Origin of the sequence: Paenibacillus xylanexedens (assembly GCF_007680605.1) — a bacterium.
GTDB classification, from domain to species: domain Bacteria; phylum Bacillota; class Bacilli; order Paenibacillales; family Paenibacillaceae; genus Paenibacillus; species Paenibacillus xylanexedens_B.
In genome coordinates this window covers 1,330,404-1,352,909 of sequence record NZ_VEIO01000001.1, presented here as the reverse complement: position 1 = coordinate 1,352,909, position 22,506 = coordinate 1,330,404, and the positions used below count along the sequence as shown (strand labels likewise).

Below are 22,506 nucleotides of genomic sequence, written 5' to 3'. Positions count from 1 at the left end.
CTTTAAAATCAAAAAAACTCCCGATGGGCCCCTCGCATCCAATGCGACAAGCCGATCAAGAGTTTCCAGAGGTTATTGCTTTTAATCTATCTAGTACGCCTTCACTTGCTCACTTTATGCCCTTGCAGGCAACCAATCGGATTCTTTGGCACCCAGATTCGTGATGAATTGCTGCAGTGCATGCGATATCCATTTGCGGGCATGAATAACTAACTGAATTTCCAGTGTAAAGTCGGTATGAACCAGTGGTAATACCGTAAGCTTCTGTCGTTGGATCTCATCCATGGCAATCATTCGAGGCAAAAGCGAGATGCCCGGCCCAGCCATAATACTTCGTTTAATGGCCTCAGGACTTCCCAGCTCCAGCCCCACTTTATAAGGAATGCCATTGGTTCGGAGTACTTTCTCCAGCAACTGCCTGTAATTGCACGAATCCTCCGGCATGATCCATTCTTCGTCCGCCAGATCGTTCAACGTTACCTCGGATTTAGCGGTAAGTGGATGGTCGGAATTCACGATGAGCACCAGCGGTTCCTCGCGAATCGTAATCCATTGTAATCCTGATTCCGGTGAAGCATTGGCCAAAATCAGACCAACATCCGCTTCCCCTTCTCTTACTTTTTGTAGAATCAGATCTTCCCGATCGGTCTGTAGCCGAATGCCGAGCTCGGGATATTGTTTACGTGTCGTTTGAATGGGCACTGGCAGATAGTAGGAAGCAAGCGAGTCCATCGTAGCAATGGTGAGTGACCCGCCGCCCTGTTTGGTCAGCTTCTCCTGAGAATGTTCAAATATCTCCAGAAGCTGTCCGGACAACTTAAATAGCTCTTCTCCAGCCGAAGTCAGCCGGATTTTATTGTTATTAAAACGCTCGAATAGTTTGACCTGATAAATTTTCTCCAGCTTTTGAACCTGGGTTGTCACACTCGACTGCGCGTAGCCAAGCTCTTCGGCTGCTTTGGTAAAGCTTTGCCTCAATGCCACCTCACGAAAGGTTTGAAAATAATTCAAATCCATTATTTATTCCCTCACATCATCGAAATTATTGATAACACCTATCATCTATTATAGCTAACTATGATACGTTTTCCCATGGTAAAGTGAATGAAATGGAATTCCAACATACATTTGGGGGTTATACGATGTTAACCGAGCAACAGATTCAAGGTATTTATATACCTGTAATCACACCTTTTACCAAAGAACGCGAACTTGATCTCCCTTCATTCCAAAATTACATCAAAGTTATGGCAAACAGCGGCATTCATGGCTTGGTGATTAATGGTACGACTGGAGAGTCACCTACCGTGACATGGGATGAAGTGGAACAGCTTGTGAAGGCCGCGAAGGAAACACTGAGCAGCATCAACTCCTCCGTACCCATTATGGTTGGAACTGGAACCAATGATACCGCTTCAACGGTGGCAAGAACAAAGAAAGCTGCCGCACTCGGAGCCGATGCCGTTCTTGTCGTTACTCCATACTATAACAGACCTACGGAAGAGGGCATTTACGAGCACTTCCGCATGTCAGCCAGCGTGGGCATCCCCGTGATGGTATACGAAATCCCAGCCCGTACAGGGGTTAGAGTTTCCATAGATATGATGAAAAAAATTATGAATATTGATGGTATCATCGGTCTTAAGGATAGCACAAATAACCTCGATCTTATGACCGAACTGGTACGTTGCGGCTCGAAGCCCATTTTGTGTGGAGACGATACCTTCTTCTTCGATATGTTAACGAGAGGTGCAGCCGGCGGCATGATGGCATCGGCCAGTATTCATCCGGAGCGGTTTCTGGAAGTGTATAACCGTTTTGTGGCTGGTGAAAAAGAGGATGCCTACCGTCTCTATACGCAGTTGCTTCCGTTCATTAAAAATCTCTTCGAGGAGCCTGCGCCTGCCATGCTGAAACATCTGCTTGCACAACAAGGCATCATCGCTTCTGCACAGTTGCGCCTGCCTCTCATGCCAGCATCTGAACAATTAAAAGCAAAGATTGCACTGTAAATTAACACGCTGAACATAGTTAAGTGCAATGGATTGCTGCATTCCACCTGTATTAAAAATAAATGTGTTGCTTATTAAGTGGGCGTCTCTGAAATTGTGCTTGCCATATGTCCGAATATAAACAAGCCGCAGCTTATTCTGCGGCTTGTTTTGTGCATTTTATATTTATCCAAGCAACGCAACAACGTATTCCAGGTTTTGTCGAAGTTCATTCCGATTATCCGCTCATTTCGCAACAAACCCGTGATAGAACGTGTCCACGACAAGCGCAGGTGCGGCATTTCTGGCAATATTACCTTGAATCACTTGCTGCCACGTCAAGAAAAGGATCGAATACAACACCTCTACAATCCACGATTTGTCCACATCCGAACGAAAAAAACCTTTCTCTTGAAGTATACCAATGGCATGAAGCACCGGTTGTCTCAGCTTCTGATCGGCCCCTTCAATCTCGGTATTATAATTGACGGTTGCATCGTGAGCCAGAAAATATATCTTATCTCCCAGTGGAATCAGCGCTTCAATCAGCTCCGGGATATACTGTTCAACCCGCTCCTCATCGAGCTTGACGTGCTGCAACGTCTCGTTAACGACATCAATTGCACGCATCGCCAAGTGAATCATGAGTCGCTCACGGCTCTCCACATATCGATGTAATGTGGCAATTCCGATATTCGCAGCTTCAGCAATGTCGTTCATCGACGCATTGGGCTTCTCTATAAGTAATTTGGTGGCTTCATCCAGAATGGCAAGCATTCGATTTTGCTTAAATGTTAACTTTTCATTTTTCATCTCAAACGGCACCTCGGAACGAATAGACTACTACTTTTTATTTTGGGCATAGGTACATGAAGTTGTTCTTTTTCTGATTCATCATATGTGAAGAATGGCAATTTCAAGTCAGAAGTCCAGCTAGTCCACTTTCGCTCCATAGGAGCGTGCAATCAGAACGGCCTGTTCGCGATCCATTCGCACCCCTTTCAAATCCAGTGATTTGAGATCGATTCCATCCAATATCGCCCCTCGCAAATCTGCTCCCTGAAGCTTCACCTTACTCATGGATACTCTCGTGAGATCACAGTCACGCAGGTCGGCCTTGGTTAAGTCGGATTCAGCGAGATCCGCTTCAAAAAAACGAATACCTCGCAAATCCTGTTTTCCAAGCCGCGTATGCCTCAGATTAGTATAAGACCAATCCCCTTTGACAAGTGTAATGCCGTCCATCTGCGCACCGGAAAAATCCGATCCTGTCATCTTGCAGGCTATAAATTTGGAGGCAAACAGGTTCGCACCCCCAAACAGGCAGTTTTCAAACGCAGACTCCGTATGTAAGGAACCATTCATGGATGCCCCTTTGAAATCACATTCAATGAAACGGCAATGGCTTGTTTCGACTTCCTCCATGGAGGCATTCATAAATGTGCAATGCTTGAACACACAGCTAATCAACTCACCGTAACGCAAATCCCGTCCTTCAAAGTGAACGCCCTCATATTCCTGATCCTTATATTGATACATGAATTACACCTCATCTGGTATCGTATTAACGTCGAAGTCATTTTGAATAACAACTCATTCTACTATAGCACATGAGGTCGCTTCGTTCAGTTAAGTGATTTCGACATGCGATACATCGATACAGCAGGTTTGTTGATCATGCCTACCTTGTTGTACCCCAGTCGCTCGTAAAGTTTGATCGCACCTGCATTCTCCTGTTTAACGGTTAAGGAAGACTTTGCAAATCCTTGCAGGAGCGCCTGTTTCTCCGCATGACGGATCAGTTCTGTCCCGATCCCAAGCCCCCTGCTTTCTGGTAAAGCAGCTATAGTCCCGATGTGAAACTCATCCTTCTTTCCTTCTTTTAGCGTTACCATCGTATAAAACTCCTTCCAGTTTCGCAGGTTGTATCCGATCAGCCTCCATTTATGTATATCAAACAGCTGCGAGAACGTCGGCCACGCCAGCTTATCCATCAGTATTGTTGGATAACACATAATCATGCCTAGTGTTTTCCCCTCCCGAACCGCTTCATAAGCGTACTCGTGACTAAACCGATTATTTCGGGCCTTCCAAAGCTTCTGGAAGGTATTATTGATAATTGCGGGCTCTCTGGAACCTGCCAGCGAATATTTCATATAATCAAGCGCCATCTCCGTTAGTTTTCCTCCGACGGCGGTTTGCGGGTTTGCTTTTACAATAGATACTTGGCTCATGGTGATCACTCCTCATGTGTTGTTATGCTTGCTTGTTAGAGTCCCTAGTTCTATACTTTATGCTTTAGCGTAATTCGGTTCGGATGTCATGCCATCTACAAAAACGTTCACCGCTTGAATGGATACCCCGGTAAGATGTTCAACCTGGTCAATGACCTTTTGTTGCAGCTCTCTGCAAACTTCGTGTACTTTACTACCGTAATAAACAATGATTTTCACGTTAATCTCCACGCTATTGTCTACCCTGCGAATAGCAATGCCGTTCTGCAGACTTCGACCGCTCCATATTTTGCTGACACTTTCAACCAATCCAGCCGACATGGAAGAAATCTCACGGGTAGCAGCTGTTATTTTACCGACCATTTTGGAGATGACCTCATCGGAAATTTGGATCTGACCTAACGTTTGTTGAATGATCATATGAATCACCCCCGCCAATTTTGATAGACAATACTATCATTTAATTAAAATATATATCATCCAATAACTAAATTCAACTATTACTACATAAAGCAAAAAAAAACCGCAGGATTTGCGGTTTTTTGGCTTCTCTCTATTCGGCTTTTATTCTATATTAAAAATATGAACGGAAGGATACTTCCTGAATTTGTTCTGCATCTAATGAGTTACAAGTACTCTTTAAACCAGGCATTCACCTGTTCGAAGCTATCGACTCGAAGAGAAGGTTTGCCACTTTTGAGCAGTGAATGGTTGGAACCCGGGTAACGGATCAGCTTGGTTGTTTTTCCATAACGCTTCAACGTCGTATACAATTCCTCCGCCTGAGCGATCGGCGTCCGGTAATCCTGTTCCCCGTGCATGATGAGCAGCGGAGTTTCAATATTGTGCGCATGAGCAAGCGGCGAGCGAGACCAAAGATATGCGGCATTCTCCGCGGGATTCCCCCCAATAACGCCCTCCACGTACGAAATGCCAATGTCACTTGTGCCATACATGGACAACCAGTTGGAGATACAGCGCTGTGTCACAGCTGCTTTGAAACGGTTTGAGTGAGCGACAATCCAGTTGGTCATGACCCCGCCATAACTGCCGCCAGCAACACCCAAACGAGATACATCCAGCATTGAATTCGTCGCCAGTGCGTCATCCACAGCTTCCATCAGATCCCGATAATCACCGCCAGCGAAGTCTCCACGACAAGCTCTGGCGAACTCCTGTCCATAACCTATGCTACCTCTAGGATTAACCCATAACACAGCATAACCTTCTGCTAGAAGTGTCTGCATCTCATGACTGAATGCTCCGGTATACATGGCGTGAGGTCCACCATGAATCTGTAAAATCAAAGGGAATTTACGATCAGATTGCAGTTCATCTTCAATCTGAATTCCGGACGATGGAGCCGTTGCACCCGTAGTTTCAGCCAAATCTGCACCTTTCGTTAGTTCAGGCATCGCTAGCCAGCCTTGAATCCGCCAACCGTCCGATGAGGTGAATTCCACTCTTGCCGGTACGCTAACCATCCGTTGCCCCATAAATTCATCATTACGATGAGTGAGTCTGGCCATTTTACCGCTTTTCATGCCGACGGTGTACAACTCTCCTGGATGCTTATCCGTGAGCGCAGCTACAACCAAAGTCTCTTCATCTGCAGAGATCGTATACTGATAAACATCTTTTTCTCCTGCAGTTGTGATCATTTCGCAGTTTCCATCGGACTGAATTCGGTATACATCGACATTACCGTGATGTGTGCCTAGTACATATACTCCCGGTTGAGAAGATGAACGACTAAGGATTGGCGAAGGAGAGGCGCTTGCCGACTTCATATCCCCCAGTGCAGCATTGCCGATGTGCATATCTAGCTCAGGTGCGATTAGCCTGGGAATCCCCCGATTCACGGGAAGTGTAAACAGTTGATGATGACTTCCACTTCCGTATTTACGATCACTTGCAATCAGAATCAGTTGTTTTCCATCGGCTGTAAAAGAAAATTGGGTGATCTGAAGACTTGAATCCGTAACCTTAAAAGGTTCTCCAACGTTTCCTGAGTTTGCTTCAATGCTGGTCATATACACGTCCGTATGATGAAGCAAATCCGGATCTGATCCTGCTTCTTCTGCTTGTTTGGAGATAAAGGCAAGATTCAGGCTGTCCGGTGACCAGACGGGGGTCGTGATGTTCCATAACCCGGACGTTATCTGCTTGATAAGTCCACTATTGATCTCATAAAGAAACAAATGGCTGTATTGACCATCCCACCAACCTGATCCTTCGGCTTTCGGCGTGGTGCGCTCGTAGACTTTTCCGCGCAATGCTGCTTCTGGTTGCCGGGTTGCTTCATCGTCAGCATCTTTCGCTGATTCATCGGTCGATAATTGAGCTGAACTCATCCGAGCTTTACTCGTAAACGCAATATACTTCCCATCGGGAGACCAGACGTAACTCATGATTTTACGTTCAGGAGATATGAGCATGGACGGTTCTGTACATTCCGTATGAACTGACCAAAGTCCTTTTCCAGCCGGAGTAGATCGAATAAACGTCAACTTGTCGCCGTCTGGTGACCATGCGGGAGAGGAATCCTTCGTTCCATCCGTCAGCGCTACATCTTCTGTCCCATCCAGCGAAATTCCCCGAATTTGTGTGTTATATTCGTTCTTTGCCCGATCAATCGTCTGTTCAACGTAGGCTACTTGTCCATTTGCACTGATCACCGGCTGACTGATCCAGCGGTAGTGATAGAGATCCTCCGGCGTAATCTGGCTTTTTTTCATATCCATAACTCCCTTCCGTTATGATTTCTGAGCTGACTCTGTTCGAGGATCAAGCACATCCCGCAGCCAATCGCCGAGGAAAATAACACCCAGCACCGTAAACGTAATAGCCAGTCCCGGAAATGTCGCAACCCACCAGCTCGTGGCTACATACTGCCGTCCGTCACTTAACATGCCGCCCCACGATACATCCGGTGGTTTGATTCCAAGCCCCAGGAAACTCAGCGACGCTTCCATGATGATCGTTGTGCCTACATTCATGCCGCAGATAACAATAAACGACGACAATACGTTAGGCAGAATATGTTTAATAATCAGCCGTCCATTTTTGGCACCAATCGATCTGGCGGCAAATACAAAATCCCGCTCTTTCATACTAAGCACTTCACTACGAACTACACGGGTGAATGGCACCCAGTTGGTTACACCGATAACCAAGATCAATGTAGTCATACCTGGACCCACAATAGCCATCACCACGAGCATGAACAGGATTGTGGGTATCGCCATGAATGCATCGCCCACACGCATAATAATGGCATCCAGCCACTTTCCATAGAATCCGGATATGAGACCCAGAACGGCTCCGATTATTCCGGAGACAATGACGGCGCCCATACCTACAATTAAAGACACGCGTGCGCCATATACAATACGGCTCCACATATCTCTGCCTAGATTGTCGGTTCCCAGCCAGTATTCGGCCGTTCCGCCTTCAAGCCACGCAGGAGGTTTGAGACGGTTCAGCGGGTTGACCGCTGACGGATCATGACTCGTCAGCAGAGGTGCGGCTATTGCAATCAGGACAACAACCAATACAAGCACTGCACCGATGAATCCGGTCTTGCTGATGATTAGCTGTTGCCAGATAGATCGAATTCCGGCAATCGCACGCGGGCTGTTGTTGTCCGGTCCGGTAACCAGAACATTTTTTTCATCGTTGTCTCTCATAGATCGCACCTCCTTCTAGTCATATTTGATACGTGGGTCTAGCAGTCTATAGGACACGTCCGTCAGAATATTAACAACCACTACAATGAATGCAATCACGAACACCGCAGCTTGCACAATCGCCATATCATGAGTATTTACGGCCACAACTAACAGTTGACCCAAGCCTGGCCAGGAAAATACGGTTTCCGTAATCAAAGTACCTCCGATCAGACTGGTAAACTGCAGACTCATAATGGTCACAACCGGAATCAAACCGTTACGGAACGCGTGCTTCGCGATCACTGTCATTCGTCCCAATCCTTTACTGCGTGCCGTGCGAATGTAATCTTGATTCAAAATCTCCAGCATGCTGGATCGGATTAGCCGTGTCATCTGTGCAGCAAGTCCTACTCCCAGCGTAAAAGCGGGCAGTATCAGATGGGATAAACCTCCGCGACCCGAAACCGGTAAAACGCCCAGCACAACCGAGAATAGCAGAATAAGCATAATGCCCATCCAGAAGTTCGGCATCGCCTTGCCGATCACCGAAATACCTGAAATGAGAAGATCGGTAAATGTGTTTCTTTTCACTGCCGAGATCACTCCCAGCGGAACGGCCATCAATACTGCAAATAACATGGCAGCCGCGGCAAGTTCAAAGCTTGCAGGCAATCGCTCTAACACAAGCTCAAGTGCAGGCTGACCGTAACGGAAGGATTGACCAAAATCTCCCTGAATGGCATTGCCGAGAAACTTCATATACTGCGCGTATAAAGGCTGATCGAGGCCCAGTGCCTGCGTCAACACAGCCCTGTCCTCCGCTGTAGCGGTCTCGGGTAACATCAGAGCCACAGGATCACCCGTGACCCGAACCAGAATAAAAACAATTAATGAGACAATTAACAGCACCGGAATGACCTGCAGTAAAGATTTGAATACGTATTTTCCCACTCCCGGCTCACCTCCTCTTTCCAAAAAAGAACGGCAGGAACTTGTTCATCCAGTCCCTGCCGTTCACGGCTTACTCATGCAATGACAGGTGGTATTAGCCTCTGTTACTTTGCAACAGGTGTAATCTCATCCGCATAGAACATCTCATCACTGCGTGGTGCAAAGTTCACTTTGTCATTGGTTCCATAGACGCCTTCCATCTGATACAAATATACGGCAGGGCGCTCTTCTGAGAAAATCTGTTGTACTTGCTGATATTCTTTCTCACGAGACTCAGGATTCATGTTTACAAGTGCAGATTGCAACAACTTCTCCACTTCCGGATTGTTGTAATCCGATTCCCCTTTGGCTTCTTCCACCATATAGCGGTTATAGTTGTTCGAAGCGTCAAACAGGGAGTTACCGATTCCGATCATGAAAATTTCTTTAAACGATTTGGAGCTATAACGCTCGCTGAATGCACTCGGCTCAAGCACGTCCAGATTGATTTTGAATCCGGCCTGATCCAGCATGGCTGCAACAACTTCAGCTTGTTCCTTATACTGAGAAGATACGGAGATGGTCATCTCGGCTGTGCCTTCAGCGTACCCTGCCTCTTTTAGCAACTGTTTTGCTTTTTCCAAATCATACAAAGATGTCTTATACAGTGACGGATCAGCCCCAAAGTTTCCAGGTGTTACAGATGTACGTGTAACGATTCCTGCTCCCCCGGCAATGCTGTCTACAATCCCTTGTTTATCAATCGCCAGATCAATGGCTTCACGCACTTTTGGATCAGCCGTGATGCTGCCCTCAGTTTGACGGAAGATTAGTTGAAGAACACGTTGAATGGGTGCTTTTACAATCTTTTTGTCTGCCTCGCCTTCAATGCGTGTAATATCTGTCGATGGGATGGCTGACGCAATGTCAACTCCGCCGGCAAGCAATTCAGATACACGTGTGGAAGCCTCAGGGATGACACGGAACACCACTTCATTCCACTTCGGCTCACCGCCGAAATAGTTTTCGTTTTTCACAAGCTCAATGCGGTCGTCTTTAGTCCATTTGCTGAACTTGTATGCGCCGGTACCCACCGGTTCTTTCAGAAATGTGTCGATGCCCTTGTCTGCAATATATTTGGAAGGCAGGATGCCAGCGCCCATTTTGGACAAACGATTGAGCAGCAACGGGTCTGGTCCATCGGTAATGATGTCTACCGTATGCTCATCCACCGCTTTGACTTCAACGATGTTTTTGAAATAACTGTTTTGCTTCAGCGTATTATCTTTGGCGACTCTCTCCAGCGTGTACTTCACATCAGCGGAAGTGAACGGGTCACCATTGTGGAAGGTTACACCTTCACGCAGCTTGAATCTCCACGTTGTATCGTTCACTTGCTCCCATGAAGTGGCGAGCGCAGGAACTTTTTTCTGCTGACTGTCGTTTTTGATCAAATAATCAAATACGTTTACAAGCACAGCTTCACTCGCGGTATTGTTATTGTTGTGTGGATCAAAGCTTTCGATATCCGTTGCCGCCGCAATCGTTAACGTGTTGCTGGCAGCTGCACTTTCGTTCCCGCTTCCTTCAGAAGTTGTATTACTCGTCGTTCCTTTACTGCCTCCGCCACAAGCACTTAATACCATTACGATTGCCAGCAAAGTAATCCACAAGCCTGTCCATTGTCTCTTTTTCATTGTGATTCTTCCCCCTTGGAAGTTGTATTCCTTGCCAAAAATTCAAGTGCAATTGCTGACAACAGGCCTACGCCATAAGGCATGACCGTTTCGTCAAGATCAAATCTCGGATGATGAAGCGGATACCGTGTACGTTCCTCCTCATTTCCCGATCCTAACCGGAAAAACACACCCGGCACATGTTCGCAATAAAAAGCAAAGTCTTCCCCGCCTGTCGACGGTTTGATGTAACTCCACCCCTTCTGCGCATTCACCTCTTCACAGACATCTGTGAGCAGATCAACCATGCCAAGGTCATTCACAACGACCGGATAACCGTCACCATAGGTGACTTCACATTCCGCTCCGAATGAACTGCAGACACCGTTCACCACTTGTTTGATCAGTGATGGCATCCGTTCGCGCACTGCAGGAGATAATGTGCGGACCGTGCCAATCATCTCGACTTCAGGCGCTATAGCCGTACCCATATAACCTCCGGTGATTTTACCGATCGTGACCACTACTGGTTCAAGCGGATCAACCATACGGCTGGCGATGTTCTGCAATGCAGTAATCACCTGAGCAGATACGGCAATCGCATCAATACCTTCATGCGGACGAGCCGCGTGACCTCCCTGACCCACAATCTTAATGACAAGTGGATCAGCCGAAGCAAAAGCAACCCCCTGGCTCACCCCAACTGTGCCCGTATCCTGACCGGGTGTCATATGCAAGCCAGCAATGGCATCCACCTTTGGATTCTCCAGCACGCCGTCCTGAATCATGGCTCTTGCACCGGCTAGTCCCTCTTCCGCGGGTTGAAAAATGAACTTGATGTTGCCGGACTTAGGCCTGCCAAGCCCTGTGAGTAGTTCAGCAGCCCCCATCAGAATGGATGTGTGTGCGTCATGACCACAGAGGTGTGCCTTGCCTTTCACCGTTGAGCGATATTCCACTGATTTCTGATCCTCAATCGGCAAAGCATCCATATCCGCTCGAAGTGCAAAGGTAGGACCATCTGTTTCCCCGCGAAGCAGGCCGGTTACGCCCGTCTTCCCAACATGACGAGTAACCTCTAGTCCAAGGCTCTCCAAGTGCTCGGCCACGATGGCAGAGGTGCGATGCTCCTCATAACCAATTTCCGGATGGCGATGCAAGTCTCTGCGCCAAGCACTTAACTTCGCTTGTAGCGGCTGAGCCAGCTGTATTAATTCAGATTGTTTCATTGGATCTCATTCCTTTCATGTTCCTCGGATTCCGACACCAACCGCGCATAGATGGCATCAGCCGAGAATTCGATGTGCCTTTTCATCGTATCCCGTGATCTCACGCTGTCTCTAGATTTCAGTGCTTCAAGAATCTCCATATGTACTCCGTAATTTACGGAACGAATTCGCTCATCGTAAGGCATCAGATCGAGCGCAGGGTTAATCTTCGTCCGAATTTGTCTGACGGCGGTTTCGAAGTATGGATTTCCTGATGCTTTGGCTATCGTTAGATGGAACTTTACATCCAGTGCTCTGAACCATTCCCGTGTACAATCCGGCTCGATACTTTGCTCCATATAGTTATACAGCTGTTCCAGTTCGCCTGCGGTGATCCGCTCAGCAGCCAGAAAAGCCGCTTCCGGCTCAATAATGGTCCGGTACTCAAATACTTTGAGCATCTGAGCCCAGCCTCGTTTGATCTCTTCTCTCGTACGTTTATGCGAATTGGTCGTGAGTGGCAGGACAAAGGTTCCACCTTTGGCTCCAACTCTTTTCTCGATCAATCCTTTATCTTCCAGTGCGGAGAGAGCTTCACGAACCGTAATGCGGCTTACATTAAACATCTCGGCTAAATCCCGTTCAGCGGGAAGTTGCTCTTCACTCATCAACTCTTTTAAAATAATGGCTTCTTCCAGTTGTTCCCGAATAAATTCACTAACCTTTTTAGTCGATACTTTTTCGAAATGAAAGGAGAATGGATTAGACATCTGATCACTCCGATCTGTATATGGTCTAGACCTTATACCATTAATATAATTCCGACTAAACTGATATGCAATACTTTTCTTGATAAAATTCAACATTTATTTTAATCCTCTGCATAGCACCTTTCTTTCCCTATCGAAAAAACGTGATCTGTAAAGAAAAAAAAGACGCTCTGCATCGGTCAGAACCTCTATCGTTCAAGAAGATGTGCTATTCATTTTCATATTGAAAAAAAACGAAGATAGTAACCGGTAGCCCTTAATACTCTGTATATTCATCTTCTATAAATCTTTGTGTGCAAAAGGCCTGAAATCCCCGGTTACAGCCAGCCGCTCGCTTCCTTCGAGATAGAACCGATCCTCTGCTCTCCACGTATGGCTCGCTTTGTTTTGCCTTCGCAGATACACATAGTTGTAAGGTGAGGTCGCATACGTTTTATAACCTCTCTTCCTGCATTGCCGCAGAAATGTGACATCCTCCCCTACCGAACGATCCGTGAATCGAACCCTCTTTAACACCTTTTTTCTGAATAACAAGGTGCCTCCCTGAATAAATTCCACTGGTTTATTGCTCTCGCCCGGTGATCTCACCAACAATGTTCGGGAAGCTTCCAGATAGACCAAACAGGAATGTTTGCCTACAATATCACTACCGGATCTTCTGAGCGCACGCACCTGTTCTTCCAGATAATAGGGAGAGTAGTAATCATCATCATCCATTTTGGCCAGGAGTGAAAAGCGGGCTCTCGTCATTCCTGCGTTCAAACACTGCCCCAGTGATACCCTCTCTGGTACCCGGTATACTTGAACATTTGCGTATTTCTGTACCTTTTTCCGAACCAAACGCATGTTCATGCTGTCCAGATTCAGAATAATAATCAGTTCCTTGGCCTTGTAGCGCTGTCGAAGATAATTTTTCAGGATGTTATCGAGAAATTGTGGGCGATTGGTACAAACCACGATGGATACTCCTGGAGAAGTACGATTTTTAGACACAACATCCCCCTCTTTTCCGCTTATTATCTCTCATCCTATGTGCTTGGTTCTTACCAGGTATGGACTGCTCCCTCTAGTCTTGCAAAATAATAAAAACCTCTGCCCTGATTACAGGGACAGAGGTTTACAGGAAAATTGATTTTTTTAGCATTATTCATGATCATTGCTTATTTGCTAAAAGAATACATTACACTCACAGCAAAGATAAGTGTACGCAAGCGTATGCGTTAATTATTAAAGTATACGGCTTTGCCCGTGTGTGCCGACTCGTAAATAGCTTCCAAAATCTGTGATACCACCAGCGCCTGTTTCGGTGTAACTACGGGCTCCAAATCTTTATCGATCGCTTCAATCCATTTGCGCATCTCCACATCTGGTGCATTTTCAGACTGTCCTTCATAGAAGTCTACACCGCCAGAGCTGAGTTCAATTTCATTGGTATACAGACGGCTGAACTTCTCGCCATTGATACGCAGTCCGTTTTTCATGTCAGCGCCTGCCTCGGTGCCACTCAGACTGCATTTAGCCTCATCCACATCAAGCGAGTTCAGCGCCCAGCTGGATTCCAGCATAATCGTTGCTCCGTTTTCCATGACAATCATACCAAAAGCCGAATCCTCCACCGAGAATTTCTGCGGGTCCCACGGTCCCCAGGCATTCGCTGCATTTTCTCTCTGGGAGAGCTCATGATGCGTAGTACCAAGTACCACTTTCGGCTGATAGTTGTCCATCATCCATAAAGTCAGATCCAGTGCATGTGTTCCGATATCAATCAGCGGGCCGCCGCCTTGTTTCTCTTCATCCAGAAACACTCCCCAAGTCGGCACGGCTCTTCGTCGAATCGCATGGGCTTTGGCAAAATAGATCGAACCTAACTCGCCCGCTTCGCACAGTTGCTTTAAAACCATGCTGTCCTGCCGGAATCGGTTGTTGTAACCAATCGTCAATTTTTTACCTGTACGTTCCGCCGCTTCCAACATAAGCTGAGCTTCAGCCGCAGTCTTGGCCATCGGTTTTTCACACATCACATGTTTGCCAGCCTCCAGCGCCGCAATTGAAATCTCCGCATGGGAAATGTTCGGGGTAAGCACATGTACAATATCAAGTGAATCATCCTTCAGCAGTTCCAGGTAATCCGTGTATATCTCGGCACCGGCTGAACCGTACTGTTTCTTTGCCTCTGCGGCACGCTCTTCCACGATATCACAGAAAGCAACCAGTTCAACGTTCTCCAGCTTACTCAGACTTGGCAGATGTTTGCCATTTGCGATTCCGCCACAGCCAATAATTCCAATGCGATATACTTTACTCATCATAAGTCACCCTCACTTTAGTATTGGTTGTTTCATTTTGCGAAAAGCCGACGGGGTCATCCCGAGGCGTTTGCGAAACACAGCATGCAAATAGTTGGCGTTGTTAAAGCCGGAGCCAACCGCAATTTGCTCAATGGACACGTTGCTTTCCTGTAAATTTCGGCACACCGCGCGCAAGCGAATGTCCTCCAGCACACGGCTGAACGGCATATCAGGCTGTACCTGATAAAAAATGCGTTGCAACTGGCGGCTACTGATGTGCAGCTTCTCGGCAACATGCTCCAGCGTCACCACAGAAGCATGGTTAGCCTCCATGTACTGAACGGCATAATCGTATCGGTAGACCGTCATATCCCTTACGGGGGCTTGAGCTCGAATCCCGCCCGTATCGTAAGCGCGAACCGTTTTTAATAAAATGCTAACAACCAGCTGTTTAATCGAGGTATAATATCCGACCATCTTGTGGTCACATGCTTCGTACGCTTCGAGAAAACAGAGCATCGCACGGTGATAATCCTGAACCGGAAAATGTGGAAGTGTCTTTAGTTTTTCAATCGTTTCTTCCGATTCCGCAACTTCCCATGGATCGACATGCTCTCGTGGTTTATGCACGATATCCACATGAAGACACAACTCATCCATATCCTGCTCGGCATCAGCTTCCTGATAATGAACAACCCCTGGTCCGGTTAGATACAACAGCCCTTCCGATAGTGCGTGGGACTGATCATCAATAATAACTTTGCCTTTTCCTCTAGGAATGAGATGGAACTCATACTCCGCATGGTTATGAAAGTCGACAATACGTCCCGCGGGAAACGTCGTCAGGTGAAATCGCAGCACACGAATCTCGTAATGCCCCCATACCACGGTAATATCAAGCCGCTCCAGGAGATCCTGCCGATCAAGCATTTTCTCATACGGATACAGACTCAAGATGCCTTCCTCCTTAACGCCTTGCAGGATGAATTTATATAAGTTGAACTAAAGGTTTTACACAGTCCACTCCGTTATAGTGTAAATAAATCATTCAACTTATATAATCCAATCTAATCCTGTATGGCCCTCTTATCAAAAACTTTGCAACTCAGTCAGCGCAATTCGTCTACCTTCCTTCGCTGAGCGATTCGCCGCCTCCATCAAACGGGTCAACTCCATCGCCATGTTGATGTTTGCGCTGTCCTCGGTATCATGTTGAATGTGTCCTACCCACTGATTGAATGCGCTTTCTACATTTTCAGCAACAGGAAGTTCGGTCCAATCCGTATACTGACCTTCCGCTACTTTCGTGCGGATCAACAATGTGGAATCCGGCGTGCCGTACAACAACGTGCCCTCTGTGCCATGTACTTCGATGGTGAAAGGTGAATGACTGTTCACAAATCCCGCTTCGACTACCCCAATCGCTCCTGATGCGGTTGAGAGGGTTGCCACTGCGTTATCCTCAACTTCTTTGCCTGTAATATAACCAAAGTTTGCGCTCACATCGGTAATTGGCTGATTTAGAAACAATCTCGTTAAATACATCGGGTGACAGCCCAGATCAATCAGTGCTCCGCCCTTACAGTCATGCAGATCATAGAAATGCTGAGGAAGCCAATCTGTGATCGCTCCATCATGGGATAATCGCGCCCTCACGTATGTAACTTGACCGAGTAATCCGCGCTCAAGCACGTCTTGAATGGTCAGCGTATATCCAGCATATAGACGCGGAAGAGAAACGGTCATTTTAACTCCGTTTGCCTCCACCTCTTTCAGAATCACATTAGACTCCACTTGCGTAGCGGCAATGACTTTTTCGGTGAAAATATGTTTCCCCGCCTTGGCAGCTGCCGTAATCACCTCTTCATGGAGACGTGTAGGCGCATCTACAATTACCGCATCAATGTCATCTTGTGCCAGCATATCCTCAAGCGATGAATAAAAGGGCACGTTCAAGCGGTCAGCGGCTTCCTGCCCACGCTTCGGGTCTTCGTCCCACACGGCGGCGATTACTGTATCCTTATGTTCCTGGGCTTGCTTGATGTAGTCCCATGCATGTACATGCCACAAACTGATTTTTCCAATTCGAATGGTCACGGATGTCTTCCCTCCATAGTATATAATATTCTGACAACGTATCTATAAGGTATCACATGATTTGTTTATTTTTAATCGAAACTCACGACAATTCATATATAAGATTACGACATTTAATTCTCCTCTCCCAAATGAAGGTGAACCAGACAAAAAAAGCGGCAAGCCCTGATTGCTGGGCTTGCCGCTTCTACTGCCATAACCACATCTAAAATAAGTCATTCGTTAAAATTGCCTTTTTAATACGTTTGTCTTCTACTCAATTCATGGTTCAAGACCTTCAGCAGGAGCAGAACCTGTATCCGTTTGTTCCGATTTCAAATCACTTCCTGCATCAGCTTCCTTCTCAGGAGCTGGCTGCCCTTCTGCTTTGTTTTCTCCTTGCTCTGCATGGACAAACAATTTTCCAGCGGCTTGAGCTTCAGCCTTGTTGCCTGCTGCATCCTGTGCCCGGATCACAATGACTCCACCTTCAAGCACAAGATTAGCAGGTGTTGTGTAAGAGCCTGTGTATACACCCGGTTCTGTTTCCACCAGAGGCACCTCTCCCGCACCGTCCGCGTTCAGATTCAAAGGCAACTGAACCCGGAAAGAAGCTTCCAATCCCGGTTTGCTTTTGAATGAAACGTTGAGACTTTCCCCTGATGTAATTCGTACATCTTGGGCTGGTGTGATATCGGTAAGTTCAGGCACTTCCGTTTCCACATAAACCTTACGTGTTACTGTCGTTTTATTTCCGGCAAGATCGGTTGCCACAATAGTAATGATGTTTTCACCTTTGTTCACCAGTACACGGTGACTGAACTTTCTGTCTCTGTCCACTTGCACGGTCTGACCATTCACGGTGACTTTGTCGAGGAATTGTTCCACCACACTGCCAGTCACATGAACGACCTCGGTATTAATCCGGCTTCCTTCCGCTGGACTGACAACGTTCACTTGAGGTTTGGTCTGGTCAAGGATGATAATGACTGGAAGCGAACGATCTGTCGTTTTACCATTAATGACAGCTTCTGCGGTAATCACATTAACGCCAGCCCGCAGCTTCACTCCATAAGAGAATGTCCCGTTATTTACGGTTGTTGTTCCTGCAGCATCCTTGCCATTGTAAAACTTGATCTGTGCTCCAGAAGCAGGAGATGTTCCAGCGACCGTAAAGGTAGACTGATTGGTATACGTATTCGCTGGTGGTGTAAGCACCGGAGCATTCACCGGATATTGTACCACCGCGCGGATCATGTAGTTCCCCTCTTCAGCAGGTGAAGCACTCCATGCCCCGCTTACACGCTGCCAGCTACGTGCCGCATAAGTCCCGTCCTCGTCCGTAGCCAGACCAGGAGCGGCTGTACCCGCTAAACTCTGGATATAAACGATGTAGAAATCACCTGTCACAATAATCGGCTCAGGGAATTCCACGGAAGTCCACTGATCGTTCCGCAGTGCCGTACCATTGAACGGTCCAGCAAGCTTTTTGCCTGGTGCGCCACCAGCGCCTGATGCATCATAAACCGCGTATTGGAAAGCAGTCCCACCAGGTACAGGCCACTCCGTATTCCAGAATCGGAACGAAGCTCCCGTGAGTTGTGCTGTTTCAAGCTCTGGAGTCATTCGAACGGCCCACGCATTATCGGCAGCATTAAAGGCTCTTGCATTCTCGGCTGTACCGTCGTCATACGCAATTTCACCAGGGAAACCGATAAATGGTTTCAAAGCGATATTACTATCTACTGTGCCGTTGCCCGGTACAGTCACCGTAACTTTTTTGCTGTAGTAGTCCGCCGCGCGAACCGACAATGTGTAACTTCCCTCTAACACTTGAAGCGTAAAGCTTCCGTCTGCTCCTGTACGAACCTCTGCTACTTTAGCATCCTCCACAACGAGCACCGAGGCATCCGCTATCGGTTGACCTGAGCGTTCATCCTTAACTACCCCTTTGATCTGTCCATAAGGGATCGTTTCCAGATTGAAGTTGGCTTTGGCTCCGCCACCATCTGTGATCGTCACCGTTTTCGTTTGCGGATAATAACCGTATGCTTCCGCTTTTAACGTATACTCTCCTGCAACATGCGTGAAGCTGTACTTGCCTGTTGACGAGTCTGTTTTCACGGAACGCCCGGTCTCAAGCACAGTGACCGTTGCACTCGCCGGGAGACTTTGTGGCTGAACTGAACCTGTTCCCGGTTTTAGGGCGTCAGGCTCCTGCTGTTTCGTCTGATTGAACGTTGATTTGTCTGTACGCGTGACTTTGTACCATGGATTATCATAGTCCGGTTTAGGCTTGTCACTTGAAAGCACAACGACTTCATCCTTTGTTACCGTTGGTGTAGCAACACCCAGTACACGGAAATCATCGATAAACCAGCCCGTTCTCACCACGCTGTTATCCGAGGTTAACCGGAAACGGAATTGAACTTCATTCCCGGTCAGTGCATTCAGTCCATAGAAGACAGGTGTCCACTGTTTTCCGTTGGTGTTATGCGAGAATTTGCCGAGTTCCGTCCAGGTTGTTCCTCCATCTTTGGTTGCTTCGACATAACCGAAGTCATATCCACCTTCAATCTCATACCAGTGATTAAACGTAAGTGTCGCATCAGAGACATCCGTCAAATCAATCACCGGGGACACCAGTGAGTAGTTGGAACCATTCTCATACGTGTTGTCAAGATCGGTTGCCCACACATTAGGCGGGGATACCGCACTTAAAGGACCCGTTAACGGGATACCTCGCTCCCACTCATCCTTGGTTCCGGCATGAGTCCATCCATTATCATCGTTTCCATCAAACGAATCGATATAAATATCTTCCGGCACCTCTACGGTAATGGAAATTTCATTCGATTTCTCACTTTCGTTACCACTATAGTCACGTGCCGCCACAGTGTAATAATACGTAGAGTTCGACTCTGTAGCCGTATCCGTAAATGTGGTTTTCTTCACCGTGCCGACAGCCTCATAACCGGAACTAGCCGTTTCGGAACGGTAGACGACATAAGATTCAAGATCCTCATCATCCGAACCCGTCCAGTTCAGGGTTACGTTACCTAAAATATCCGCAGTTGCAGACAAAGCCGAAGGCGTTCCTGGAGCAATATCGTCCAGTTCCTGAACGGCAAAGTCATCGATATACCAGCCAGCTTTCTGAACTGAAGCATCACTGGTCAGGTTAAACTGGATGAACACCTGCTGTCCGGCATAATCGCGCAGATCAATGTACTGTGTTTTCCATCCACCACTCGTCCCTGTGTAACTAAGCAGTTCTTCAAATACATAGTCGTTATTTTCAGTAGCAATGTATACCTTGCCAAAATCGAGATTATTTTCGAGGTCATACCAATGTTTGAATGTTAACAATGCCCCTTCAGGGCTTTCTGTCAAGTCGATCGGAGGAGCAAGCAAGTACGCATTACTGTTAGGCAGATACGTGCCTTGCAGATTGGTAGCAATCACTTTCTCACCTGAATAAGCACCTTTTGGTCCGCTCACAGGTGCCCCCCAAACCCAGGTGCTTCCTGTGCCGCCTGTAGTAAAGCCAAGCTGATCGGCTTCAAAGTCCTGCAAGTATCCAGGTTTGACACCATTAGACACCGCGATGTTATATACCTTACTCTCAAATCCATTGTTGCCGTAATCATTCACTCGAATGTAATACTCCACGCCTTCTGGTTCAATCAAGAAAGCCGGAATCGTCGCAGTATACGTACCCGCTTTACTGTCTCCTTCAATCCGATTCATGGGCAGATAGACGTACTGCTTCGTGCCTTTGGTTCTGGCAAAAGCTTCGACTGAAACCACCGCTACATTATCTGTCACATGTGCCGTTAAAGGAATGTCCAGACCCGTAAAGGCCGTATTTACCGGCGTGTGCTCCAGCACCGGCTCTTCCAAGTCATCGCCAGCCGTGACAACTCTACCGGAGACCGTGCCGATGCCTTCTAGAACCGAACCAACCGCATCCAGTGCGTTAATGATTCCGTGACCATAACCGTTATTCGGGGTAACCGGAAATTTGCTATCGGTTCGCGGTGTCGCCGTATCCATGATGATCTGTTCCAGCTGATCCACGTTAAGAGAGTGGTTCGCTTGAAGCAACAATGCTGCGAGCGCCGTCGTATGCGGACCTGCCATGGATGTGCCGTTCCATCCACCTTCATATGTACCTCCAGGCACGGCTGAACGAATGTTCACGCCAGGGGCGGATACTTCTGGTTTGATCTCATTGTACGGGGATGGTCCCAGCAATGAGAATGAACCTAAGTTGCCGTTAATATCGGTTGCTCCTGTAGCAAAACTCTCCGGATAGTTAGCCGGGTTCGCAACTGAAGCCGGGCCTCCCGGATTGGTCAAGGTTGTATTTCCAGCAGAGAACTCTGGGAAGATCTGAGCATCACGCCAAGCCTGAACCATGGGTCTGAACCACTCATCCAAACCTGGACCTCCGCCCCATGAATTGTTTACAACGTCCGGTGCGAGTTCAGGATGCAGATTGCCTTCGGCATCCACTGGGGCAATGAGCCATTGTCCGCCATCCAGAATAATGGCATCTGTTGTTTCCGGATTAAAAATACGTACTCCGATCCACTTTGCACCAGGTGCAACGCCGATCTTATTCGTGCCGTTCGCTTCGGAACCAACCATCGTTCCCATCGTGTGGGTACCGTGTCCATCCCCATCAGCAGGAAGAGTCGCGCCACTATGCGGATCGTACCAGCTTAGCTCTGGATCAACGACATTGCCTGAAGCGTCCAGACCACGCCATTTACTGCGAAGCGCAGGATGCGTGTAATCCACGCCACTGTCCAGGTTCGCAACTACGATGCCCGTGCCATCAATGCCCCGCTCCCAAACTGCAGGTGCATTGATGTAGTCAATATTCCATTCCACATTTTCCGTCTGTTTCTTCACCTTGGAATCCGCTTCTTTGGTTGCGCTTCCTTGTGAAGCCGACTCTTTAGCCGGTGATTGGACGGAATCCTTCTCTGTCGAGACACTCGCTGGCTGCTTGCTTACTTCCGCCTTATCCAGATATCGCGTTTCGTTCGGCAGAATTTTCTCTACCTCTGGCAGCAACGCAATCTGTTCCATGACTTCTTTGGTACTGGTGACCGCGAGTGAATTCACGATAAAATAACTTTTATAATCTTTGACCTTCCCGAGGTCAATTTCCTTTTCCAGATAATTTTCGATCGAATATTGTGTCCGCGAGGCGGTTTCACGAAGTGAACTCACCACAGAGTTCCGCACAGAGAGCTTGGTTGCCGAAGGTGTTTCCTTGGCAATCGTTGCCTTTTCCATCGCTTGTTTGGAGACAGCCTTGGTATCCACCTGTTCCTTCATTTTGACAAGATAGGTGACATATTCGCTGCCTTCAAAGGCTTTGGTCAGTTTGGCATTCACTTTAGACGTTGAAACCTCAGCCAAGCTGGACTTCATATCGATTTTAGATGAGGATGAGTTCTGTGCAGAAACCGGAAGTGCCATTGATAATGCAAGGAGAAGCGAGAGCCCCATGGAAACGGGCTTGCGTAACGGTTTTAATTTAATCAAACTTTTCCACTCCTTTTACCCGGTTTTATGATTTGATCTAGTACAAGTACCCTTCTCTGTGAATGTATGCAATTGCTGATTTTGTAGCGGTGTAGTGAGC

At 47.3% G+C, this 22,506-nt stretch carries 17 protein-coding genes; 1 reads left to right on the top strand and 16 read right to left on the bottom strand.

The features are described 5' to 3' along the window. Window positions 1-114 precede the first annotated feature (114 nt). On the bottom strand, window positions 115-1,017 hold the full coding sequence (locus FS818_RS06050; protein WP_145330517.1) for a LysR family transcriptional regulator: 903 nt from the start codon (window positions 1,015-1,017) through the stop codon (window positions 115-117). 125 nt (window positions 1,018-1,142) lie between these two features. Between FS818_RS06050 and dapA the strand changes: the two genes are divergently transcribed. Continuing rightward, window positions 1,143-2,012 carry a 4-hydroxy-tetrahydrodipicolinate synthase gene (gene dapA, locus FS818_RS06045; RefSeq protein ID WP_145330515.1) on the top strand — a complete coding sequence of 290 codons (870 nt, stop codon included), beginning with the start codon at window positions 1,143-1,145 and terminating at the stop codon, window positions 2,010-2,012. A gap of 225 nt (window positions 2,013-2,237) precedes the next feature. Here dapA and FS818_RS06040 read toward each other — a convergent pair whose 3' ends face one another. From FS818_RS06040 to FS818_RS05970, 15 genes are all read right to left on the bottom strand, one after another. Further along, a complete protein-coding gene (locus FS818_RS06040; RefSeq protein ID WP_145330513.1) occupies window positions 2,238-2,804 on the bottom strand; it encodes a TetR/AcrR family transcriptional regulator in 567 nt (188 codons plus the stop codon). Window positions 2,805-2,924: 120 nt separating this feature from the next. Beyond that, on the bottom strand, window positions 2,925-3,530 hold the full coding sequence (locus FS818_RS06035; protein ID WP_145330511.1) for a pentapeptide repeat-containing protein: 606 nt from the start codon (window positions 3,528-3,530) through the stop codon (window positions 2,925-2,927). Window positions 3,531-3,616: 86 nt separating this feature from the next. Next, complete coding sequence (locus tag FS818_RS06030; protein WP_145330509.1) at window positions 3,617-4,225, bottom strand: GNAT family N-acetyltransferase; 609 nt, start codon at window positions 4,223-4,225, stop codon at window positions 3,617-3,619. Window positions 4,226-4,282: 57 nt separating this feature from the next. Continuing rightward, the gene (locus FS818_RS06025) at window positions 4,283-4,645 is read right to left on the bottom strand and encodes an Asp23/Gls24 family envelope stress response protein (RefSeq protein ID WP_145330507.1); all 363 of its coding nucleotides are present in this window, start codon (window positions 4,643-4,645) and stop codon (window positions 4,283-4,285) included. A 206-nt stretch (window positions 4,646-4,851) separates the two neighbouring features. After that, window positions 4,852-6,963 carry an alpha/beta hydrolase family protein gene (locus FS818_RS06020; RefSeq protein ID WP_145330505.1) on the bottom strand — a complete coding sequence of 704 codons (2,112 nt, stop codon included), beginning with the start codon at window positions 6,961-6,963 and terminating at the stop codon, window positions 4,852-4,854. 18 nt (window positions 6,964-6,981) lie between these two features. Next, window positions 6,982-7,914: an ABC transporter permease gene (locus tag FS818_RS06015; RefSeq protein ID WP_145330503.1), complete on the bottom strand. Its 933-nt coding sequence runs from the start codon at window positions 7,912-7,914 to the stop codon at window positions 6,982-6,984. A 15-nt stretch (window positions 7,915-7,929) separates the two neighbouring features. Beyond that, window positions 7,930-8,847: an ABC transporter permease gene (locus tag FS818_RS06010; RefSeq protein ID WP_145330501.1), complete on the bottom strand. Its 918-nt coding sequence runs from the start codon at window positions 8,845-8,847 to the stop codon at window positions 7,930-7,932. Between the two features lie 104 nt (window positions 8,848-8,951). After that, window positions 8,952-10,523 (bottom strand): ABC transporter substrate-binding protein, encoded by a 1,572-nt coding sequence (locus FS818_RS06005; protein ID WP_145330499.1) that lies wholly within the window; start codon window positions 10,521-10,523, stop codon window positions 8,952-8,954. Next, window positions 10,520-11,731 carry a M20 metallopeptidase family protein gene (locus tag FS818_RS06000; RefSeq protein WP_145330497.1) on the bottom strand — a complete coding sequence of 404 codons (1,212 nt, stop codon included), beginning with the start codon at window positions 11,729-11,731 and terminating at the stop codon, window positions 10,520-10,522. The genes FS818_RS06005 and FS818_RS06000 overlap by 4 nt, the downstream gene beginning before the upstream one ends. Then, on the bottom strand, window positions 11,728-12,480 hold the full coding sequence (locus tag FS818_RS05995; protein ID WP_145330495.1) for a FadR/GntR family transcriptional regulator: 753 nt from the start codon (window positions 12,478-12,480) through the stop codon (window positions 11,728-11,730). Before FS818_RS05995 ends, FS818_RS06000 begins: the two co-directional genes overlap by 4 nt. A 279-nt stretch (window positions 12,481-12,759) precedes the next feature. Continuing rightward, window positions 12,760-13,473, bottom strand: coding sequence for a glycosyltransferase family 2 protein (locus FS818_RS05990; protein ID WP_145330493.1), 714 nt, complete (start codon window positions 13,471-13,473; stop codon window positions 12,760-12,762). 227 nt (window positions 13,474-13,700) lie between these two features. Further along, window positions 13,701-14,786 (bottom strand): Gfo/Idh/MocA family protein, encoded by a 1,086-nt coding sequence (locus FS818_RS05985; RefSeq protein WP_145330491.1) that lies wholly within the window; start codon window positions 14,784-14,786, stop codon window positions 13,701-13,703. A gap of 12 nt (window positions 14,787-14,798) precedes the next feature. Further along, window positions 14,799-15,722, bottom strand: a complete 924-nt coding sequence (locus FS818_RS05980; RefSeq protein WP_260984534.1) for an AraC family transcriptional regulator — start codon at window positions 15,720-15,722, stop codon at window positions 14,799-14,801. A gap of 135 nt (window positions 15,723-15,857) precedes the next feature. Beyond that, entirely contained in the window at window positions 15,858-16,865 is a 1,008-nt protein-coding gene (locus FS818_RS05975) for a Gfo/Idh/MocA family protein (RefSeq protein ID WP_145330487.1), read from the bottom strand. Between the two features lie 261 nt (window positions 16,866-17,126). Next, window positions 17,127-22,406: a S8 family serine peptidase gene (locus FS818_RS05970; RefSeq protein ID WP_145330485.1), complete on the bottom strand. Its 5,280-nt coding sequence runs from the start codon at window positions 22,404-22,406 to the stop codon at window positions 17,127-17,129. Between the last annotated feature and the right edge of the window lie 100 nt (window positions 22,407-22,506).

What these genes read in the sequence shown, in the direction of transcription:
- FS818_RS06050 (WP_145330517.1), bottom strand. Translation starts at nt 1,017, where the DNA reads ATGGATTTGAATTATTTTCAAACCTTTCGTGAGGTGGCATTGAGGCAA.
- dapA (WP_145330515.1), top strand. Translation starts at nt 1,143, where the DNA reads ATGTTAACCGAGCAACAGATTCAAGGTATTTATATACCTGTAATCACA.
- FS818_RS06040 (WP_145330513.1), bottom strand. Translation starts at nt 2,804, where the DNA reads ATGAAAAATGAAAAGTTAACATTTAAGCAAAATCGAATGCTTGCCATT.
- FS818_RS06035 (WP_145330511.1), bottom strand. Translation starts at nt 3,530, where the DNA reads ATGTATCAATATAAGGATCAGGAATATGAGGGCGTTCACTTTGAAGGA.
- FS818_RS06030 (WP_145330509.1), bottom strand. Translation starts at nt 4,225, where the DNA reads ATGAGCCAAGTATCTATTGTAAAAGCAAACCCGCAAACCGCCGTCGGA.
- FS818_RS06025 (WP_145330507.1), bottom strand. Translation starts at nt 4,645, where the DNA reads ATGATCATTCAACAAACGTTAGGTCAGATCCAAATTTCCGATGAGGTC.
- FS818_RS06020 (WP_145330505.1), bottom strand. Translation starts at nt 6,963, where the DNA reads ATGAAAAAAAGCCAGATTACGCCGGAGGATCTCTATCACTACCGCTGG.
- FS818_RS06015 (WP_145330503.1), bottom strand. Translation starts at nt 7,914, where the DNA reads ATGAGAGACAACGATGAAAAAAATGTTCTGGTTACCGGACCGGACAAC.
- FS818_RS06005 (WP_145330499.1), bottom strand. Translation starts at nt 10,523, where the DNA reads ATGAAAAAGAGACAATGGACAGGCTTGTGGATTACTTTGCTGGCAATC.
- FS818_RS06000 (WP_145330497.1), bottom strand. Translation starts at nt 11,731, where the DNA reads ATGAAACAATCTGAATTAATACAGCTGGCTCAGCCGCTACAAGCGAAG.
- FS818_RS05995 (WP_145330495.1), bottom strand. Translation starts at nt 12,480, where the DNA reads ATGTCTAATCCATTCTCCTTTCATTTCGAAAAAGTATCGACTAAAAAG.
- FS818_RS05985 (WP_145330491.1), bottom strand. Translation starts at nt 14,786, where the DNA reads ATGAGTAAAGTATATCGCATTGGAATTATTGGCTGTGGCGGAATCGCA.